The following is a 12,446-nucleotide window of genomic DNA, read 5'->3' as shown; positions in this document are numbered from 1 at the left end:
ACCGTAAGCACGACACGGACGGTGCGGCGTCAGCTTCGCGCTCGCGGCAGGGCGCAGGCGCTGGCATGCCCAGCGCAGCAGCATTCCGTCTGATGATCGCCAGGCCTTCCGTCTTCGGCTTTATGTACAAGGAATCCTTCATGACCCCCGACATCGATGCGCAACTGAAACAGCTGGAAGAGCAATTACCCGAGATGCGCAGCCAGCATCCGGACGATTTCTGGGATGTGTTCCATGCGCGTGCCGAAAAGATCACCGGCGCGGCCGAATCCCAGGAACAGGCCGCGCAGATCGTCAAGCGCATCGAGGAGATTCTGGCGGCCAACCAGCTTGGGCCTGCCGACCCCGGCGCGTGACCGGAGCGCCGTTCGCGCATCCAATGCGATCTGGCGAATGCTTCCGCTGGCGTGACTGCCTAGTAGAGGCCCCCCATGCCGGCCGGTTCTCACCCGCGCGGCACCGGCTACTTCCGTCGCCGCATCAGCCGGCCGTGTGCTCGGGGTGCACGCGGCCACCTTCGCCCGGATGGGCCAATGTTCCCTGGGGATCGCGAGCCGCAGTGAAGCCAACTGGCTGCCTGGCCAGCGACGCGATGCGCCGCTAACACGCTGTTTCGGCGAGACGTGAAGCCGGCGCATGCGCCGCGTTCCGCAGCGTGCGGCGGTTCACGCACTGCTAGCCAGGCAAACCGCAGCGTGGCCAGGTCATGCACGAGGACTCACGATGCCGTCGCCGACCACGCCGCACCAGTGCCCACAGGCACGGTTGTCATATGTCGCTCCACTCGATGCAGCCATCGCACAGGCGCCCCACTGGGATGTATTGCCGCAGTTGCTGCGCGATGGCTATCTGTTTGTCGGCAAACAATGCGACGTACTGGGCAGCGACGCGTTTGCTGCGCGGCTGGCATTGCGGCCGGTCGTGTTTGCACGCGGCCCGGATGCGGTTGCCACGTTCTATCATCCGGGGCGCTTCACGCGCGTTGCGGCGCTCCCACCCACGACCTTGCGCCTGCTTCAGGGCAAGCGCAGCGTGCAGCAGCTCGATGGCAATGCGCACCTGCACCGCAAGCAGTTATTCATGGCCGTACTATCGCCGGCGCAGACCTCGCGCCTGGTCGACTGTTTTGTGGACGAGTGGCAGCAGCAGGCCGGCAGTTGGGCACGCAGCGCCTACGCCGTACTGCAGCACGAAGCCGAGCATGTGCTGTATCGCGCAGCGTGTCGCTGGGCGGGGTTGGCGCTACACGGGCAGGACAGCCGCGCGATGGCACGCGATGTGGCGGCCATGATCGACGGCGCCGGTGCAGTCGGCCTGCGCTGGTTACGCGGCTGGCACGGTCGTCGGCGGGTCGAACAGTGGGTAGGGCATAGCGTACGTCATCTGCGCCGAGCAAAAACCCCCTGCGCAGTCGAGCACTGCAGCGGCCGTGGTGACGCACCGTGAGCTCGATGAACAGCCAGTGAGCTCGGCCGTCGCCACGACCGAGCTGATCAATCTGCTGCGGCCGATTGTGGCGATTGCACGCTGGATCAGCTTTGCCGCGCTCGCGCTGCATGAAGACCCGACGTTGCGCCCGCGGTTACGCGCCGGCGAGCCGGGATTGCTGCAGAACCTGGTGCAGGAGGTGCGTCGCCACTATCCGTTCTTTCCGATGGTGGCGGGGCGGGTGCGGGTACCGTTCGAATGGCGCGGCCGGCCATTCCGGCAAGGCGACCGCATGATGCTGGACCTGTACGGAAGCAACCACCACCCGAGCGTGTGGCGACAGCCGCATGTGCTGGACCCTTCGCGTTTTCGGCAGTGGCAGGGCAGCGCGTTTGATTTTGTTGCGCAGGGTGGTGGTGTGTTCGACCGCGACCATCGGTGTCCCGGAGAGAACCCGACCATCTCGCTGCTGATGGCGGCGATGGATGCATTGGCCGCCAGCGACTACGTGCTACCGGTGCAGGACCTGCGTTATCTCCTGAACCGCTTCCCGAGCCGGCCGCGCAGCGGCATGGTGCTCAGCCATTTCCAGCCGGACGACAGACGCACACCGCGCGACCTTCATGCCGTGTGAGGACGCGGTGCGGCGCAGCAACATTCCTTCGCCACGTTGCGACGCGGGCGCGACGACCGAGTCACGTCATGCGGCCCAGCATGACAGGCACCTCATCCAGCTGGAGTTTTGCCGCCGTACGTCCTGGCTGGAAAGGGCCTACGCCGCCTGCGTGCATGGCTGGAAGCCGGCGAGATGCCCAGCCTGTTGCATAGCCCGTCGGCGCGCGGCAGCGCGCACCCCACTTCCTGAGGAGGCTACTCCGTGCGAGTGCTTTGCTGAAACGGCGTCAACGATTTGCGCGTGGAAACCGTGCCCGATCCGGTGCTGGTCAACCCACGCGATGTCATTCTGAAAGTGGGGCTCAGCACCACGTGCGGATCGGATCTGCATTTCATCGATGGCTATCTGCCCACCATGCGCGAAGGCGATGTCATCGGCCACGAGTTCATGGGTACGGTGGTCGAGGTCGGGCGTGCGGTGAAGCATGTGCGCGTCGGGCAACGGGTGGTGGTGCCGTCGTTTATTTCCTGCGGCGGCTGCTGGCATTGCGAGCGCAAGGAATTCTCGTTGTGCGACAACACCAACCCCAACTGGGACCTGCAGGAGCCGCTGTTGGGCCATCCCGCTGCCGGGATATACGGCTACACGCACGCGTTCGGGGGATATGCCGGCTCGCACGCGACCTATATCCGCGTTCCGCATGCGGATGTGGGTTGTTTCGAGGTGCCTGACGGCATCTCCGATGAAGACGCCTTGTTTCTGTCCGATGCCGGTCCCACCGGTTTCATGGGCGCGGATTTCTGCGATATCCAGCCCGGCGATACGGTTGCGGTCTGGGGCTGCGGTGCGGTGGGGCTGATGGCGATGCAGAGCGCGCGCATCCTGGGTGCCGAGCGCGTGATCGGCATCGACCGGCTACCGGAGCGCCTGGCGATGGCGCGCGACGTGCTGGGCCTGGAAGTGATCGACTACACGGCGGTCGACAGCGTGGTGGACGTGCTGCGCGAAATGACCGCTGGCCGCGGGCCGGATGCATGCATCGATGCGGTCGGCATGGAAGCCCATGGCACCGGTTTCGGCCATGCGTATGACCGCGTCAAGCAGGCCCTACATCTGCATACCGACCGCGGGCAGGCGCTGCGCGAGGCGATCCTGGCCTGCCGCAAGGGCGGCATTCTCTCGGTATTGGGCGTGTACGGGGTCATGGACAAATTTCCGCTGGGCGCCGTGATGAACAAGGGGCTCACCGTGCGTACCGCGCAGCAGCACGGGCAGCGGTATGTGCCCAGGTTGCTGGAGCTGGCACAGGCCGGGCGGCTGAAGTCCGGCTTCTTGCTGACCCACAAGATGCCGCTGGAAGATGCCGTGCGCGGCTATGACATGTTCAAGCACAAACACGACGGCTGCGTGCGTGCCGGATTTGTTCCCTAGCTCACGCGCACCGCGCGTGCAGCGATCAGTCGCCCTGCTGCAGATGCAGCAGGGTTTTCTACTGGCGTCAGTCGCCGGCTGCGTCTGCGTCGACAACGCCCGGGATGGCTGTTGCGTCGTTGAAGTGGCCGCGTAATGCGTCCACCCCGTGCTGCGGCTTTGCCAGCGGGGTAAGGTCCTTGCGATTGGCGCGACGCTCGGCGGTGGAGACCGACGTGGCCCGATCACGCTGATCCATCAACGGCTGCTGCAACTCGCCATCGCGGTTGAACGACCAGGCCAGCATCGGCTCGCCAAGCGGAAGCGTATCGCCAGGCCCGCCGTCCTTGCGCGAATGCCAGGTGTGCCAGGTCTTGCCGTAGCTGTTGATCTTGCTGCGCATCAGCTCCTTCTCTGCCACCAACGGTAGGTTGGGAGCGGACAACTGGCCGGACAGGATTTCGCCATTGTGCGGATGCCAGAACGCCCGCTCCGGTTCGGGCAGCTGCGCAAACAACGCTTCGGAGATGATGTACTCCACCCCGGTGAGATTGGCGCGGGCGGTATTGCCGTCGTAGAGCGCACATTGCGCCAGGTCTTCGTTGACCTGCTGGCAGTAGTGATGCGCTTCCATCTGCTGGTCCGGCGCGTCCTTCATCGGATGGAAGCCCACCAGATAGATGTCGAGCTTGCCGACCGGTCCATTGGGCTGCAGTACCTGGGCGCCGGCCTCCAGGACATTGGTCTTGGCGCTTTCCGGTGCGCCCGGCGGGGTGACCGATGGTGGACTGCGCGAACAGCTGGCGCACAGGGCAAGACCGATCAACAAGGCTGAATGTCGCATGGCAATCCAATAGGGGTGAGTATGCCCAGGCTAAGAGCGGCGGCGGTGGGCACGACGTGAGCGCCGACGGGTTGATGCGGCGCAGCTTCACCTCGCTTGAGCATCGGCTTCATGCGCTGGCCGCCATGCTGCGTGCATTACGACTGCGAGCATCGGCCTGCACGCCATGGCAACCACCATCCGCAAGATCGCCACGTTCAACGTCAACGGAATCGCCAGCCGCCTGCCGCATCTGCTGGAATGGCTCACGCGCGAGCAGCCTGACATCGTGGGCCTGCAGGAGCTGAAGGCGGTGCAGGAGGCCTTTCCGGAGCAGGCCATTCGCGATGCGGGTTACGGCGTGATCTGGCAAGGCCAGCGCGCCTGGAATGGAGTGGCGTTGCTGGCGCGCGGCGCCGACCCGGTGGAGATCCGCCGCGGCCTGCCATGGGACCCGAGCGACACGCAGAGCCGCTATCTGGAGGCGGCGATTCATGGCGTGGTGGTGGCCTGCCTGTATTTGCCTAATGGCAACCCGCAGCCCGGGCCCAAGTTCGATTACAAGCTTGCCTGGTTTGAGCGCCTGATCCGGCATGCGAAGACGCTGGTGGACCTGCCGCATCCGGTGGCCCTGATCGGCGACTTCAATGTGGTGCCCACTGATGCCGATATCTATGACCCCAAGGGCTGGCGCAAGGACGCCTTGCTGCAACCGGAAAGCCGCCAGGCCTACCAGACATTGGTGGAGCAGGGCTGGACGGACAGCCTGCTGGCCGTGCATGGCGACGCGCCGATCTATACCTTCTGGGATTATTTCCGGCAGCACTTCGCGCGTGATCGCGGTCTGCGTATCGACCATCTATTGCTCAACCGCGCACTGGCGCCGGGCCTGCAGAATGCCGGCGTGGACAAGTGGGTACGGGCGCTGGAGAAGGCCAGCGATCATGCGCCGACCTGGATCAGCGTGCGCATGCCCGATGCGATGCCTGAAGCGACTGTCGGCACGCAAGTAGCGCCGGCCGCACGCAAACGTGTGGCGGCGAAGAAAACGCCAGCGCGCAAGGCGGTAACGAAGAAGGCAACCAAGGCCGTTGCCAAGGCCGTTGCCAAGCGCGTGGCGAAGACTGCCGGTGCAGGCGCGGTGGCGAACCAGGACAAGGCCAGCAGCGTGCCTTCTGCCAAGGCTGCGCCCGCCCGCAAGGCGGCAGCGAAGAAGCGTACGCGTCGAGTCGGCACGTCGTAGCGAGATTGCGCAGGAAAGCGGTCGTCACTCGCTGTGGCGCACATCCGGAGCCAGCCACAGTCACTTCGTTATGAATGGTCCCCCACGCGTGCCAATAAACGGTGACGCTGGCATGTCCATGCAGCGACGCAGCCGGGCCGGTGCCGCTGTTCGCCTACGGTTTCTGCTGTCGCCTTTGAGCAATGTTCAACCGTTTGTTTTGCATGCGCGTGTTTCGATGCCCCGATCGGAGTACGCACACGCAGGCGCAGTGACTGACACAGCCAACACCTTTCAATCAGCAAGGCCCAGTCGCCGCCGCTTGATCCGGTGCAACACAAAGCCGGTAATACCGGTCAGCAGGATCAGCGCATTGCTGACGATGAACACGGCATTGCCCACCAGATAGCTGTACAGAATGAACAGCACCGAGGCGCTGATCTGGCCAATGAACAACCAGCGCGACACCCCTTGCGCCTCATCGGACGTCCATTGCTTGTAGATCTGGCGAATCAGGGTGGCGATGAGGATGGCGCTGGCCAGCCATCCGACGAGGTCGACGAAGTGCATGCGCTGTAATGGTGAGGGAGATGCCGGCGACTGTGCGACGCATGATGTGGGCAGCGTGTACGAGCAAGTTCAAGCGCGGCGCCTGCGTGCGCTACCCACGCAGTTCCGCGTGCACCCGGCCAGCCCGGCTGTACCGTCCACGCTGCAGCCCGGTATCCTAGCCGCCACGTCTCTCGGTCGGCAGTGCCTCGCTCATGATCAGCTACGCCGAAGCACTTGCCCTCGTGCAGCAGCAGGTCACCACGCTCGCCGGCGAGTGGGTGGACAGCGCCGCGGCCGAGGGCCGGGTGCTTGCGCAGACGCTGTCCAGCCCGGCCGAGCTGCCGCCTTTCGACAACAGTGCGATGGACGGTTTTGCCATCGCCACGGGTGGCCGTGGTGCAGCGGCCGGCAGCGCGCACGACGTGGCCGGCACCGTTGCCGCCGGCGCCGATGCGGTCGATGCCGAGGCGGGCGCTGCGTGGGAGATCATGACCGGCGCTGGCATCCCGGCCGGCGCCGATGCGGTGGTGCCGATCGAGCAGGTGGACGTGTTGAGCCAGGTGAGCTCGGGCCGTGGGCGCATCCGTCTGCGCGCCGATGTGCGTGCGGGGCAGCATATCCGTCGCCGCGGCGAGGATGTGCGCCTGCAGGACGCGGTGATCAGTGCCGGTACCGTGTTGCGTGGTGCGCACCTGATGCTGCTGGCCGGCCTGGGGTGCGCGCAGGTCAAGGTGGTACGCCGGCCACGCGTCGCCCTGATCGCAACCGGGCGCGAGTTGATCAGCGACCCCGCGCAGCCCTTGCAGCCTGGTCAGATCCGCGATGGCACCAGCAGCTACCTGCGCAGCCAGTTGCGCGCGGCGGGGGCGCAGCTGGTATGGCAGGGGCAGGTAGGCGATGACGATGCCGCGTTCGACGCCGCACTTGCGCAGGCGCGTGGTGCCGGCGCAGATGTGATTCTGAGTACCGGCGCGGTGTCGCGCGGGCGCTACGACTTTGTTCCCGATGCGCTGGCCCGGCATGCGGCCAGTCTGCTGTTCCACAAGGTTGCGGTGCGCCCTGGCAAGCCGGTGCTGCTGGCGCGCTTTGGCGATGGCGTGTTGTATGTCGGGTTGCCGGGCAACCCGATGGCCAGCGCGGCGGGGCTGCGGTTTTTTGTCGAGCCGGCGCTGCGTGGATTACTGGGCATGCCTGTCGAGGGGGGACTGCACGTGGCGTTGGACACCCCGATGCAGGCGCGGCCGATCTGGCGCCAGCACTTGCGTGCCCGGCTGCAGTGCAACGCGGCGGGCGTGCTGGGCGTGCACATCCTGCCGCAGCAGGAGTCGTTTCGGGTCGCGCCGTTGTTGCAGGCCAATGTCTGGGCGGTGCTGGAGCCGCAGGCGGATGCGGCCGCACCCGTCACCCATGTGGACGTCTTCGGGCTGGGGCATCTGCAGCCGGCGGCCCCGGTGCCGTTGTTGTGAAGCGGCCAGTGTCCATTCGTCCGCTTGTGCGCACTGCATGAGCGCGCTCCCTGCATGGACCGGCGTGGTGCTGGCCGGGGGGCGCTCCTCGCGCATGGGCCGCGACAAGGCCTTGCTGCCCTGGCACGGGCGTCCGCTGATTGCGCAGATGCAGGCCCTGCTGCACGACGCTGGGGCGCAGGCGGTGCTTGTCAGCGGCCTGCGCCCGGAGTACGACGGCATCGCCGACACGCAACCGGACCTGGGTCCGCTCGGCGGCCTGGCGAGCGTGATCGAGCGTGTACCCGATGCGACCACGCTGGTGGTGGTGCCGGTGGACATGCCGCTGTTGTCCACGGCCTTGCTGGCGCGGCTGCTGGCCCCCTCAGCGCAGCGCTGCGTCACCTTCGAAGAGCAGATGCTGCCGATGCGACTGGCTGTGGATGCCCGTGTGCGCACGACGTTAGCCGGGCTGATGGCAGGCGAGGCATCGTCACGTTCGCTGCGCGCCCTGCAGCGTTCACTGCAGTGCCATCGCCTTGCAGTCACCGCCAGCGAACGCGCCGCGTTCGTCAATTGCAATACGCCCGAGCAGTGGAGTCAGCTCATCCATGAAAATCCAGATTGACGGCCAGCACCTGCGGTTCCGTATCGACGAGGCCGAGCTGGCCAACTTGCTCGCCGGACGCAGCGTGGAGAATCTGAGCCGCCTGCCGAGCGGGCAGGGTGCACGGCTGGTGCGGCATAGCGTGAGCCTCACCGGCGGCCATGCAGCGTGCAACTGCGCCACCGACCACTGGCAATTGCAGGTGCCGCGCGGTGCACTCGAAGAGCATGCGCGCCAACTGCCCAGGCGCGATGGGCTGAGCTTCCGTTTCGATGCGGGCGCCGGGCACGCCGAGCCGATGACGCTGCAGGTGACCTTCGACGTGGATGTGCGCGACAGTGCGCGCACGCGGTTTCCGAAGGCGTAGCGGGCAGCTCAGCGGATGCGCTTGTTGCCAGCCAGATAAGTCGACCAGCGGACCGGGGCAGTGCACAGGCATCCGACGCCTGCAGCGCTGCGGCGTGAGCGGCCAACAAAACGGCGTGAGCACTCGTAGGTGGGTGCGGGCGGCGCGGGTGAACCGGAATGCGGCTGGTCCCTGCGGCGTCCGCGTACCGGCTGCTCAAGCCTGGCCGCTACGGGTGGGTTTTATTGCGTGTTCTTGGGCGACACGCCTGCATGACGCGCGACGTTCACCCTGCCAGGCGCACACATGGCGTGCGGCAGAGGCCAGGCACGCGCTCGCAGGCAAGCCCGCCGGCTTTCAGCGCCGCCTCGATGGGCGCCGCCGCTGCGTCGTCGTAGCCCATGCCGCCGCGCAGCGCCACCACGTGCAAGCCATCGTTGGCCAGTTCCAGTAGCAAGGCCTGCTGTGCCCGCGCATCTGCCGGCAACGCACGCCGTGTTGCATCGCGGCGCGCCAGCTCGAGCACGGCATCGGGGACATCGGCGGCAACCAGCAGCACGTCGGCCAGGTTCATCGCACGCAGCGCCTTCAAGGTCAGCAGCCCCGGGTCGCCGGGGCCGGTGCCGACCAGTTGCACGCTGCCGCGCGCAGGCACGGCGCCGGCATCGTCCAGGGCCGTGTTGAAGGCCACCTCGGCGGCGGCATCGTCGCCGGCCTGCAACAGCAGCGGCACCTGCCCGTCGATGACGCGATCGAACCAGCGCCTGCGGCGGTTCATCTCGGGGAACTGGCTGCGGATACGCTCGCGATGACGCGCGAACAGAGCGGCAAACCGGCCAACCGATGCATCCAGCTCGCGCTCGAGCCGCTCGCGCAGGCGACGTGCCAGCATCGGCGCGGCGCCGGCTGACGAAATGGCGATCACCAGCGGGTCGCGGTCCACGATCGCCGGCACCTGGTAGGTGGACAGCTCGGCATCGTCCACCACATTGACCAGGCGCTGACGTGCGCCGGCCGCTGCGGCCACGCGCTGATTCAGCTCGGTATCGTCGGTGGCGGCGACCACCAGCCACACCGTGTCGATCCACGCCGGGTCGAACGTGCCGCCCAATTGCTCGAAGCGCCCGGCCTGCATCAATTCTGCAAGCTCTGGCGACAATGCATGTGCATACAGGCGGATGTGCGCGCCGGCCTTGAGCAGCGCCAACACCTTGCGCGTGGCAACCTCGCCACCGCCGATCACCAGCACGGCGCGCCCCTGCAGATTTGCGAACAGCGGAAACAACGGCATCAGACTTGCTCCGAAAGGATGACTCGCACCGACGGCATGTTGCATGGCACCATCGGCGCACGTCCACACGCCTCGCTGCCGCCAATGCGTGTTTTGCTCGTCAACGATACCGAAAAGCCCATCGGCGAACTGCGCCAGGCATTGACGCGCGCCGGCTATACGGTGCTCGACGATGTGGCCTCGGTCGGTGCGCTGTTGCACGCGGTGCAAAGCCAGCAGCCGGATGTGGTGGTGATCGACGTGGATTCGCCCTCGCGCGACACCCTGGAGCAATTGTCGATGCTGCATGCCCATGCGCCGCGCCCGGTGGTGATGTTCTCCGGCGATGGGGACGATGCGCTGATCCATGCCGCCGTCGGTGCGGGCGTGACGGCGTATGTGGTGGATGGCCTGGCGCCGGCGCGGCTGGCGCCGATCGTGCAGGTGGCATTGGCGCGGTTTGCGCACGAAAGCAGCATGCGCAAACGCCTGGACGATGTGCAGCAGGCCTTGCAGGACCGCAAGCAGATCGACCGCGCCAAGGGCTTGTTGATGGAAAAACGCGGCCTCAGCGAGGCCGATGCATACGCTGCGCTGCGCCAGCAGGCGATGAAGCAGGGCGTCAAGCTGGCCGAGGTGGCGCGACGCATCGTGGCCATGGCCGAATTGCTGGGATGATGACATGAGCCAACCTGACGTTCCTGTGTTGCGCGTGGCCTACATGCCGCTGATCGACTGCGCCCCGTTGGTTGCCGCGCAGCGGCTGGGCCTGGACCGCGCGCATGGCCTGCACCTGGAGCTGCAGCGGCAAGCCTCGTGGGCCGGCGTGCGCGACCGCCTGCTGGCCGGCGAGGTGGATGCGGCGCATGCCTTGGCCAGCCTGGTGTACGCCATCGACCTGGGCATTGCCGGGCCGCAATGTCCGCTGGCCTTGCTGATGACGCTCAACCACAACGGCCAGGCGATCACCATGGCGCCGGGTCTGGCGCAGGCGCTGGCCAACGGCCAGACACTGCCGCACGCACTGTCCGGGCTGGGTCGGCGCGCAGTGTTCGCGCAGACGTTTCCCACCGGCACGCACGCGTTGTGGCTGTACTACTGGCTGGCTGCAGGCGGGGTAGACCCGATGCACGATGTCGATGTGCTCACCATCCCGCCACCACGGATGCCCGAGGCACTGGCCAGTGGGCTGGTCGATGGGTATTGCTCCGGGGAGCCGTGGGCAGCGGTGGCGCAGGCGCAGGGCAGTGGTGCGCGGGTGATCCGCAGTGGCGAGCTCTGGCCTGGCCATCCAGAGAAGGTGCTGGCGTGCCGGCGCGAGTTCGCCGCCCTGCAGCCGGAGCTGACGCAGCAGCTGACCGCCTGCGTGCTGGACGCCTGCCGCTGGCTGGATGCGGGGCCCGACAACCGGGCCCAGTGTGCGCAGTGGCTGGCCGAGCCGCAGCATATCGGGGTGTCGGCAGCGCATCTTGCCGCGTGCCTGGATGCCAATGCCGACGCCGATGCGGCCAACGTCGATGCGACGGCGCTGGCCTTCCATCGCGATGGCGCGGTCAACATGCCGTGGCTATCGGATGGCCAGTGGTTCCTGAGCCAGTTCCAGCGCTGGGGGTGGCACGACATCAAGGACGACGACCTCGCGCGGCTTCGGGACATCCATCGCCTGGATAACTACCGCAGTGCCGCCGCGCGCATTGGCGTGGCCGTGCCGGAAGGCGATGACCGCCGCAATCGCTTGTTCGATACACCCAGCGACGACTGACAACTCGCGCGGTGGTGACGCGCTGGAGTGGGGATCAGGGCGGAGCGGATGCACTGCGACTTTGCTGCAGGGCCTTGCCCGCCCACCGTCGCGGGAGACGCTGCAAGTACGTCGCTATAGCTCCGTGGCGGCATCCATGCCGCCACGGGTCCCGCGAAGGTGAGGCGCCGCGCCCTCGACCAGACTTTAAGATAGCCAAGTGATCGCGAGACACACGATACAGTTGTCGCTACCTCATTGCTCAGTAACGGCGGATCAGGCGGAGAGCGGACCATCTGCGCCTTTGCCGCAGGGCCCTTGCCCGCCCACCATCGCGGGACACGCCGCAAGTACATCCCTGTAGGCTCCGTGGCGGCATCCATGCCGCCAAGGGTCCCGCGACGGTGGGCGGACAAGGACCAGTGGAGTTGGTCGGTGCGCATGGCTCTCAACCAGTCGCTTGGCAAACTGGCGACGCGGTGCCTTTTCTCTTGAACAAAACCGCCAGCCAACTGTCTGGCGTGGTGTCCTCGCCGATTGCGGGACCGTGTGGCGGCATGGATGCCGCCACCGAGCCTACAGGGACGTACTTGCGGCGTGTCCCGCGAGCGGTGAGGGCGCCGCGCGCTCGACCAGGCTTGAAGATAGCCAAGCGATCGCGAGACGCACGATGCAGTCGTCGCTGCTGGTGGATCAGGCAGAGAGCGGATCATCTGCGCCTTTGCTGCAGGGCCCTTGCCCGCCCACCATCGCAGGACACGCCGCAAGTACGTCCATGTAGCTCCTTGGCGGCATCCATGCCGCCAAGGGTCCTGCGACGGTGGGCGGGCAAGGACCAGTGGAGATGGTCGGTGCGCATGGCTCTCAACCAGTCGCTTGGCAAACTGGCGACGCGGTGCCTTTTCTCTTCAACAAAACCACCAACCAACTGTCTGGCGTGGTGTCCTCGCCGATTGCGGGACCGTGTGGCGGCATGGATGCCGCCA

Annotated in this window: 13 protein-coding genes and 1 other RNA gene; 10 read left to right on the top strand and 4 right to left on the bottom strand. The window is 66.5% G+C overall.

Going from position 1 to position 12,446, the window contains the following annotated elements; translation table 11 throughout:
- Positions 1–140: 140 nt before the first annotated feature.
- From OZ10_RS08950 to OZ10_RS08940, 4 genes are all read left to right on the top strand, one after another.
- Positions 141–356 carry a hypothetical protein gene (locus OZ10_RS08950; protein ID WP_039564606.1) on the top strand — a complete coding sequence of 72 codons (216 nt, stop codon included), beginning with the start codon at positions 141–143 and terminating at the stop codon, positions 354–356.
- Positions 357–723: 367 nt separating this feature from the next.
- Positions 724–1,446, top strand: coding sequence for a cytochrome P450 family protein (locus tag OZ10_RS22850; protein WP_236726965.1), 723 nt, complete (start codon positions 724–726; stop codon positions 1,444–1,446).
- A 16-nt stretch (positions 1,447–1,462) separates the two neighbouring features.
- Positions 1,463–2,062 carry a cytochrome P450 gene (locus tag OZ10_RS22845; protein ID WP_236726964.1) on the top strand — a complete coding sequence of 200 codons (600 nt, stop codon included), beginning with the start codon at positions 1,463–1,465 and terminating at the stop codon, positions 2,060–2,062.
- A gap of 276 nt (positions 2,063–2,338) precedes the next feature.
- Positions 2,339–3,475 carry a zinc-dependent alcohol dehydrogenase gene (locus OZ10_RS08940; protein WP_039564578.1) on the top strand — a complete coding sequence of 379 codons (1,137 nt, stop codon included), beginning with the start codon at positions 2,339–2,341 and terminating at the stop codon, positions 3,473–3,475.
- 67 nt (positions 3,476–3,542) lie between these two features.
- Here OZ10_RS08940 and OZ10_RS08935 read toward each other — a convergent pair whose 3' ends face one another.
- A complete protein-coding gene (locus OZ10_RS08935) occupies positions 3,543–4,298 on the bottom strand; it encodes an OBAP family protein (RefSeq protein WP_068873835.1) in 756 nt (251 codons plus the stop codon).
- 166 nt (positions 4,299–4,464) lie between these two features.
- On the opposite strand from OZ10_RS08935, the gene xth reads away from it, so the two are divergent.
- Positions 4,465–5,520, top strand: a complete 1,056-nt coding sequence (xth, locus tag OZ10_RS08930) for an exodeoxyribonuclease III (protein ID WP_039564576.1) — start codon at positions 4,465–4,467, stop codon at positions 5,518–5,520.
- A 273-nt stretch (positions 5,521–5,793) separates the two neighbouring features.
- On the opposite strand, the gene OZ10_RS08925 is transcribed toward xth, so the two are convergent.
- The gene (locus OZ10_RS08925) at positions 5,794–6,069 is read right to left on the bottom strand and encodes a membrane protein (protein ID WP_039403771.1); all 276 of its coding nucleotides are present in this window, start codon (positions 6,067–6,069) and stop codon (positions 5,794–5,796) included.
- Positions 6,070–6,263: 194 nt separating this feature from the next.
- On the opposite strand from OZ10_RS08925, the gene OZ10_RS08920 reads away from it, so the two are divergent.
- Genes OZ10_RS08920 through OZ10_RS08910 form a run of 3 tightly spaced genes read left to right on the top strand, consistent with a single transcriptional unit; the run spans position 6,264 to position 8,470 of the window.
- Positions 6,264–7,517: a molybdopterin molybdotransferase MoeA gene (locus OZ10_RS08920; protein WP_039564575.1), complete on the top strand. Its 1,254-nt coding sequence runs from the start codon at positions 6,264–6,266 to the stop codon at positions 7,515–7,517.
- A gap of 37 nt (positions 7,518–7,554) precedes the next feature.
- Positions 7,555–8,124, top strand: coding sequence for a molybdenum cofactor guanylyltransferase (locus OZ10_RS08915; RefSeq protein WP_039564574.1), 570 nt, complete (start codon positions 7,555–7,557; stop codon positions 8,122–8,124).
- Complete coding sequence (locus OZ10_RS08910; RefSeq protein WP_039403761.1) at positions 8,108–8,470, top strand: hypothetical protein; 363 nt, start codon at positions 8,108–8,110, stop codon at positions 8,468–8,470. Before OZ10_RS08915 ends, OZ10_RS08910 begins: the two co-directional genes overlap by 17 nt.
- A gap of 100 nt (positions 8,471–8,570) precedes the next feature.
- Here OZ10_RS08910 and OZ10_RS20605 read toward each other — a convergent pair.
- A non-coding RNA gene (locus tag OZ10_RS20605) (sX9 sRNA) lies at positions 8,571–8,643 on the bottom strand.
- A gap of 92 nt (positions 8,644–8,735) precedes the next feature.
- On the bottom strand, positions 8,736–9,740 hold the full coding sequence (locus OZ10_RS08905) for an NAD(P)-dependent oxidoreductase (RefSeq protein WP_039564573.1): 1,005 nt from the start codon (positions 9,738–9,740) through the stop codon (positions 8,736–8,738).
- Positions 9,741–9,824: 84 nt separating this feature from the next.
- Between OZ10_RS08905 and OZ10_RS08900 the strand changes: the two genes are divergently transcribed.
- The gene (locus OZ10_RS08900; RefSeq protein WP_039403910.1) at positions 9,825–10,397 is read left to right on the top strand and encodes an ANTAR domain-containing response regulator; all 573 of its coding nucleotides are present in this window, start codon (positions 9,825–9,827) and stop codon (positions 10,395–10,397) included.
- A 4-nt stretch (positions 10,398–10,401) separates the two neighbouring features.
- The gene (locus tag OZ10_RS08895) at positions 10,402–11,481 is read left to right on the top strand and encodes a CmpA/NrtA family ABC transporter substrate-binding protein (RefSeq protein ID WP_039564571.1); all 1,080 of its coding nucleotides are present in this window, start codon (positions 10,402–10,404) and stop codon (positions 11,479–11,481) included.
- Positions 11,482–12,446 lie beyond the last annotated feature (965 nt).

Source organism: Xanthomonas cannabis pv. cannabis (genome assembly GCF_000802365.1).
GTDB classification, from domain to species: domain Bacteria; phylum Pseudomonadota; class Gammaproteobacteria; order Xanthomonadales; family Xanthomonadaceae; genus Xanthomonas; species Xanthomonas cannabis.
This window is presented reverse-complemented; position numbering and strand designations above follow the sequence as displayed.

Bases quoted from the DNA above. Each gene is read 5' to 3' on its own strand.
- OZ10_RS08910 (WP_039403761.1), top strand. From the start codon at position 8,108: ATGAAAATCCAGATTGACGGCCAGCACCTGCGGTTCCGTATCGACGAG.
- OZ10_RS08935 (WP_068873835.1), bottom strand. From the start codon at position 4,298: ATGCGACATTCAGCCTTGTTGATCGGTCTTGCCCTGTGCGCCAGCTGT.
- OZ10_RS08900 (WP_039403910.1), top strand. From the start codon at position 9,825: ATGCGTGTTTTGCTCGTCAACGATACCGAAAAGCCCATCGGCGAACTG.
- OZ10_RS22850 (WP_236726965.1), top strand. From the start codon at position 724: ATGCCGTCGCCGACCACGCCGCACCAGTGCCCACAGGCACGGTTGTCA.
- OZ10_RS08905 (WP_039564573.1), bottom strand. From the start codon at position 9,740: ATGCCGTTGTTTCCGCTGTTCGCAAATCTGCAGGGGCGCGCCGTGCTG.
- OZ10_RS08950 (WP_039564606.1), top strand. From the start codon at position 141: ATGACCCCCGACATCGATGCGCAACTGAAACAGCTGGAAGAGCAATTA.
- OZ10_RS08925 (WP_039403771.1), bottom strand. From the start codon at position 6,069: ATGCACTTCGTCGACCTCGTCGGATGGCTGGCCAGCGCCATCCTCATC.
- OZ10_RS08920 (WP_039564575.1), top strand. From the start codon at position 6,264: ATGATCAGCTACGCCGAAGCACTTGCCCTCGTGCAGCAGCAGGTCACC.
- OZ10_RS08915 (WP_039564574.1), top strand. From the start codon at position 7,555: ATGAGCGCGCTCCCTGCATGGACCGGCGTGGTGCTGGCCGGGGGGCGC.
- xth (WP_039564576.1), top strand. From the start codon at position 4,465: ATGGCAACCACCATCCGCAAGATCGCCACGTTCAACGTCAACGGAATC.
- OZ10_RS08895 (WP_039564571.1), top strand. From the start codon at position 10,402: ATGAGCCAACCTGACGTTCCTGTGTTGCGCGTGGCCTACATGCCGCTG.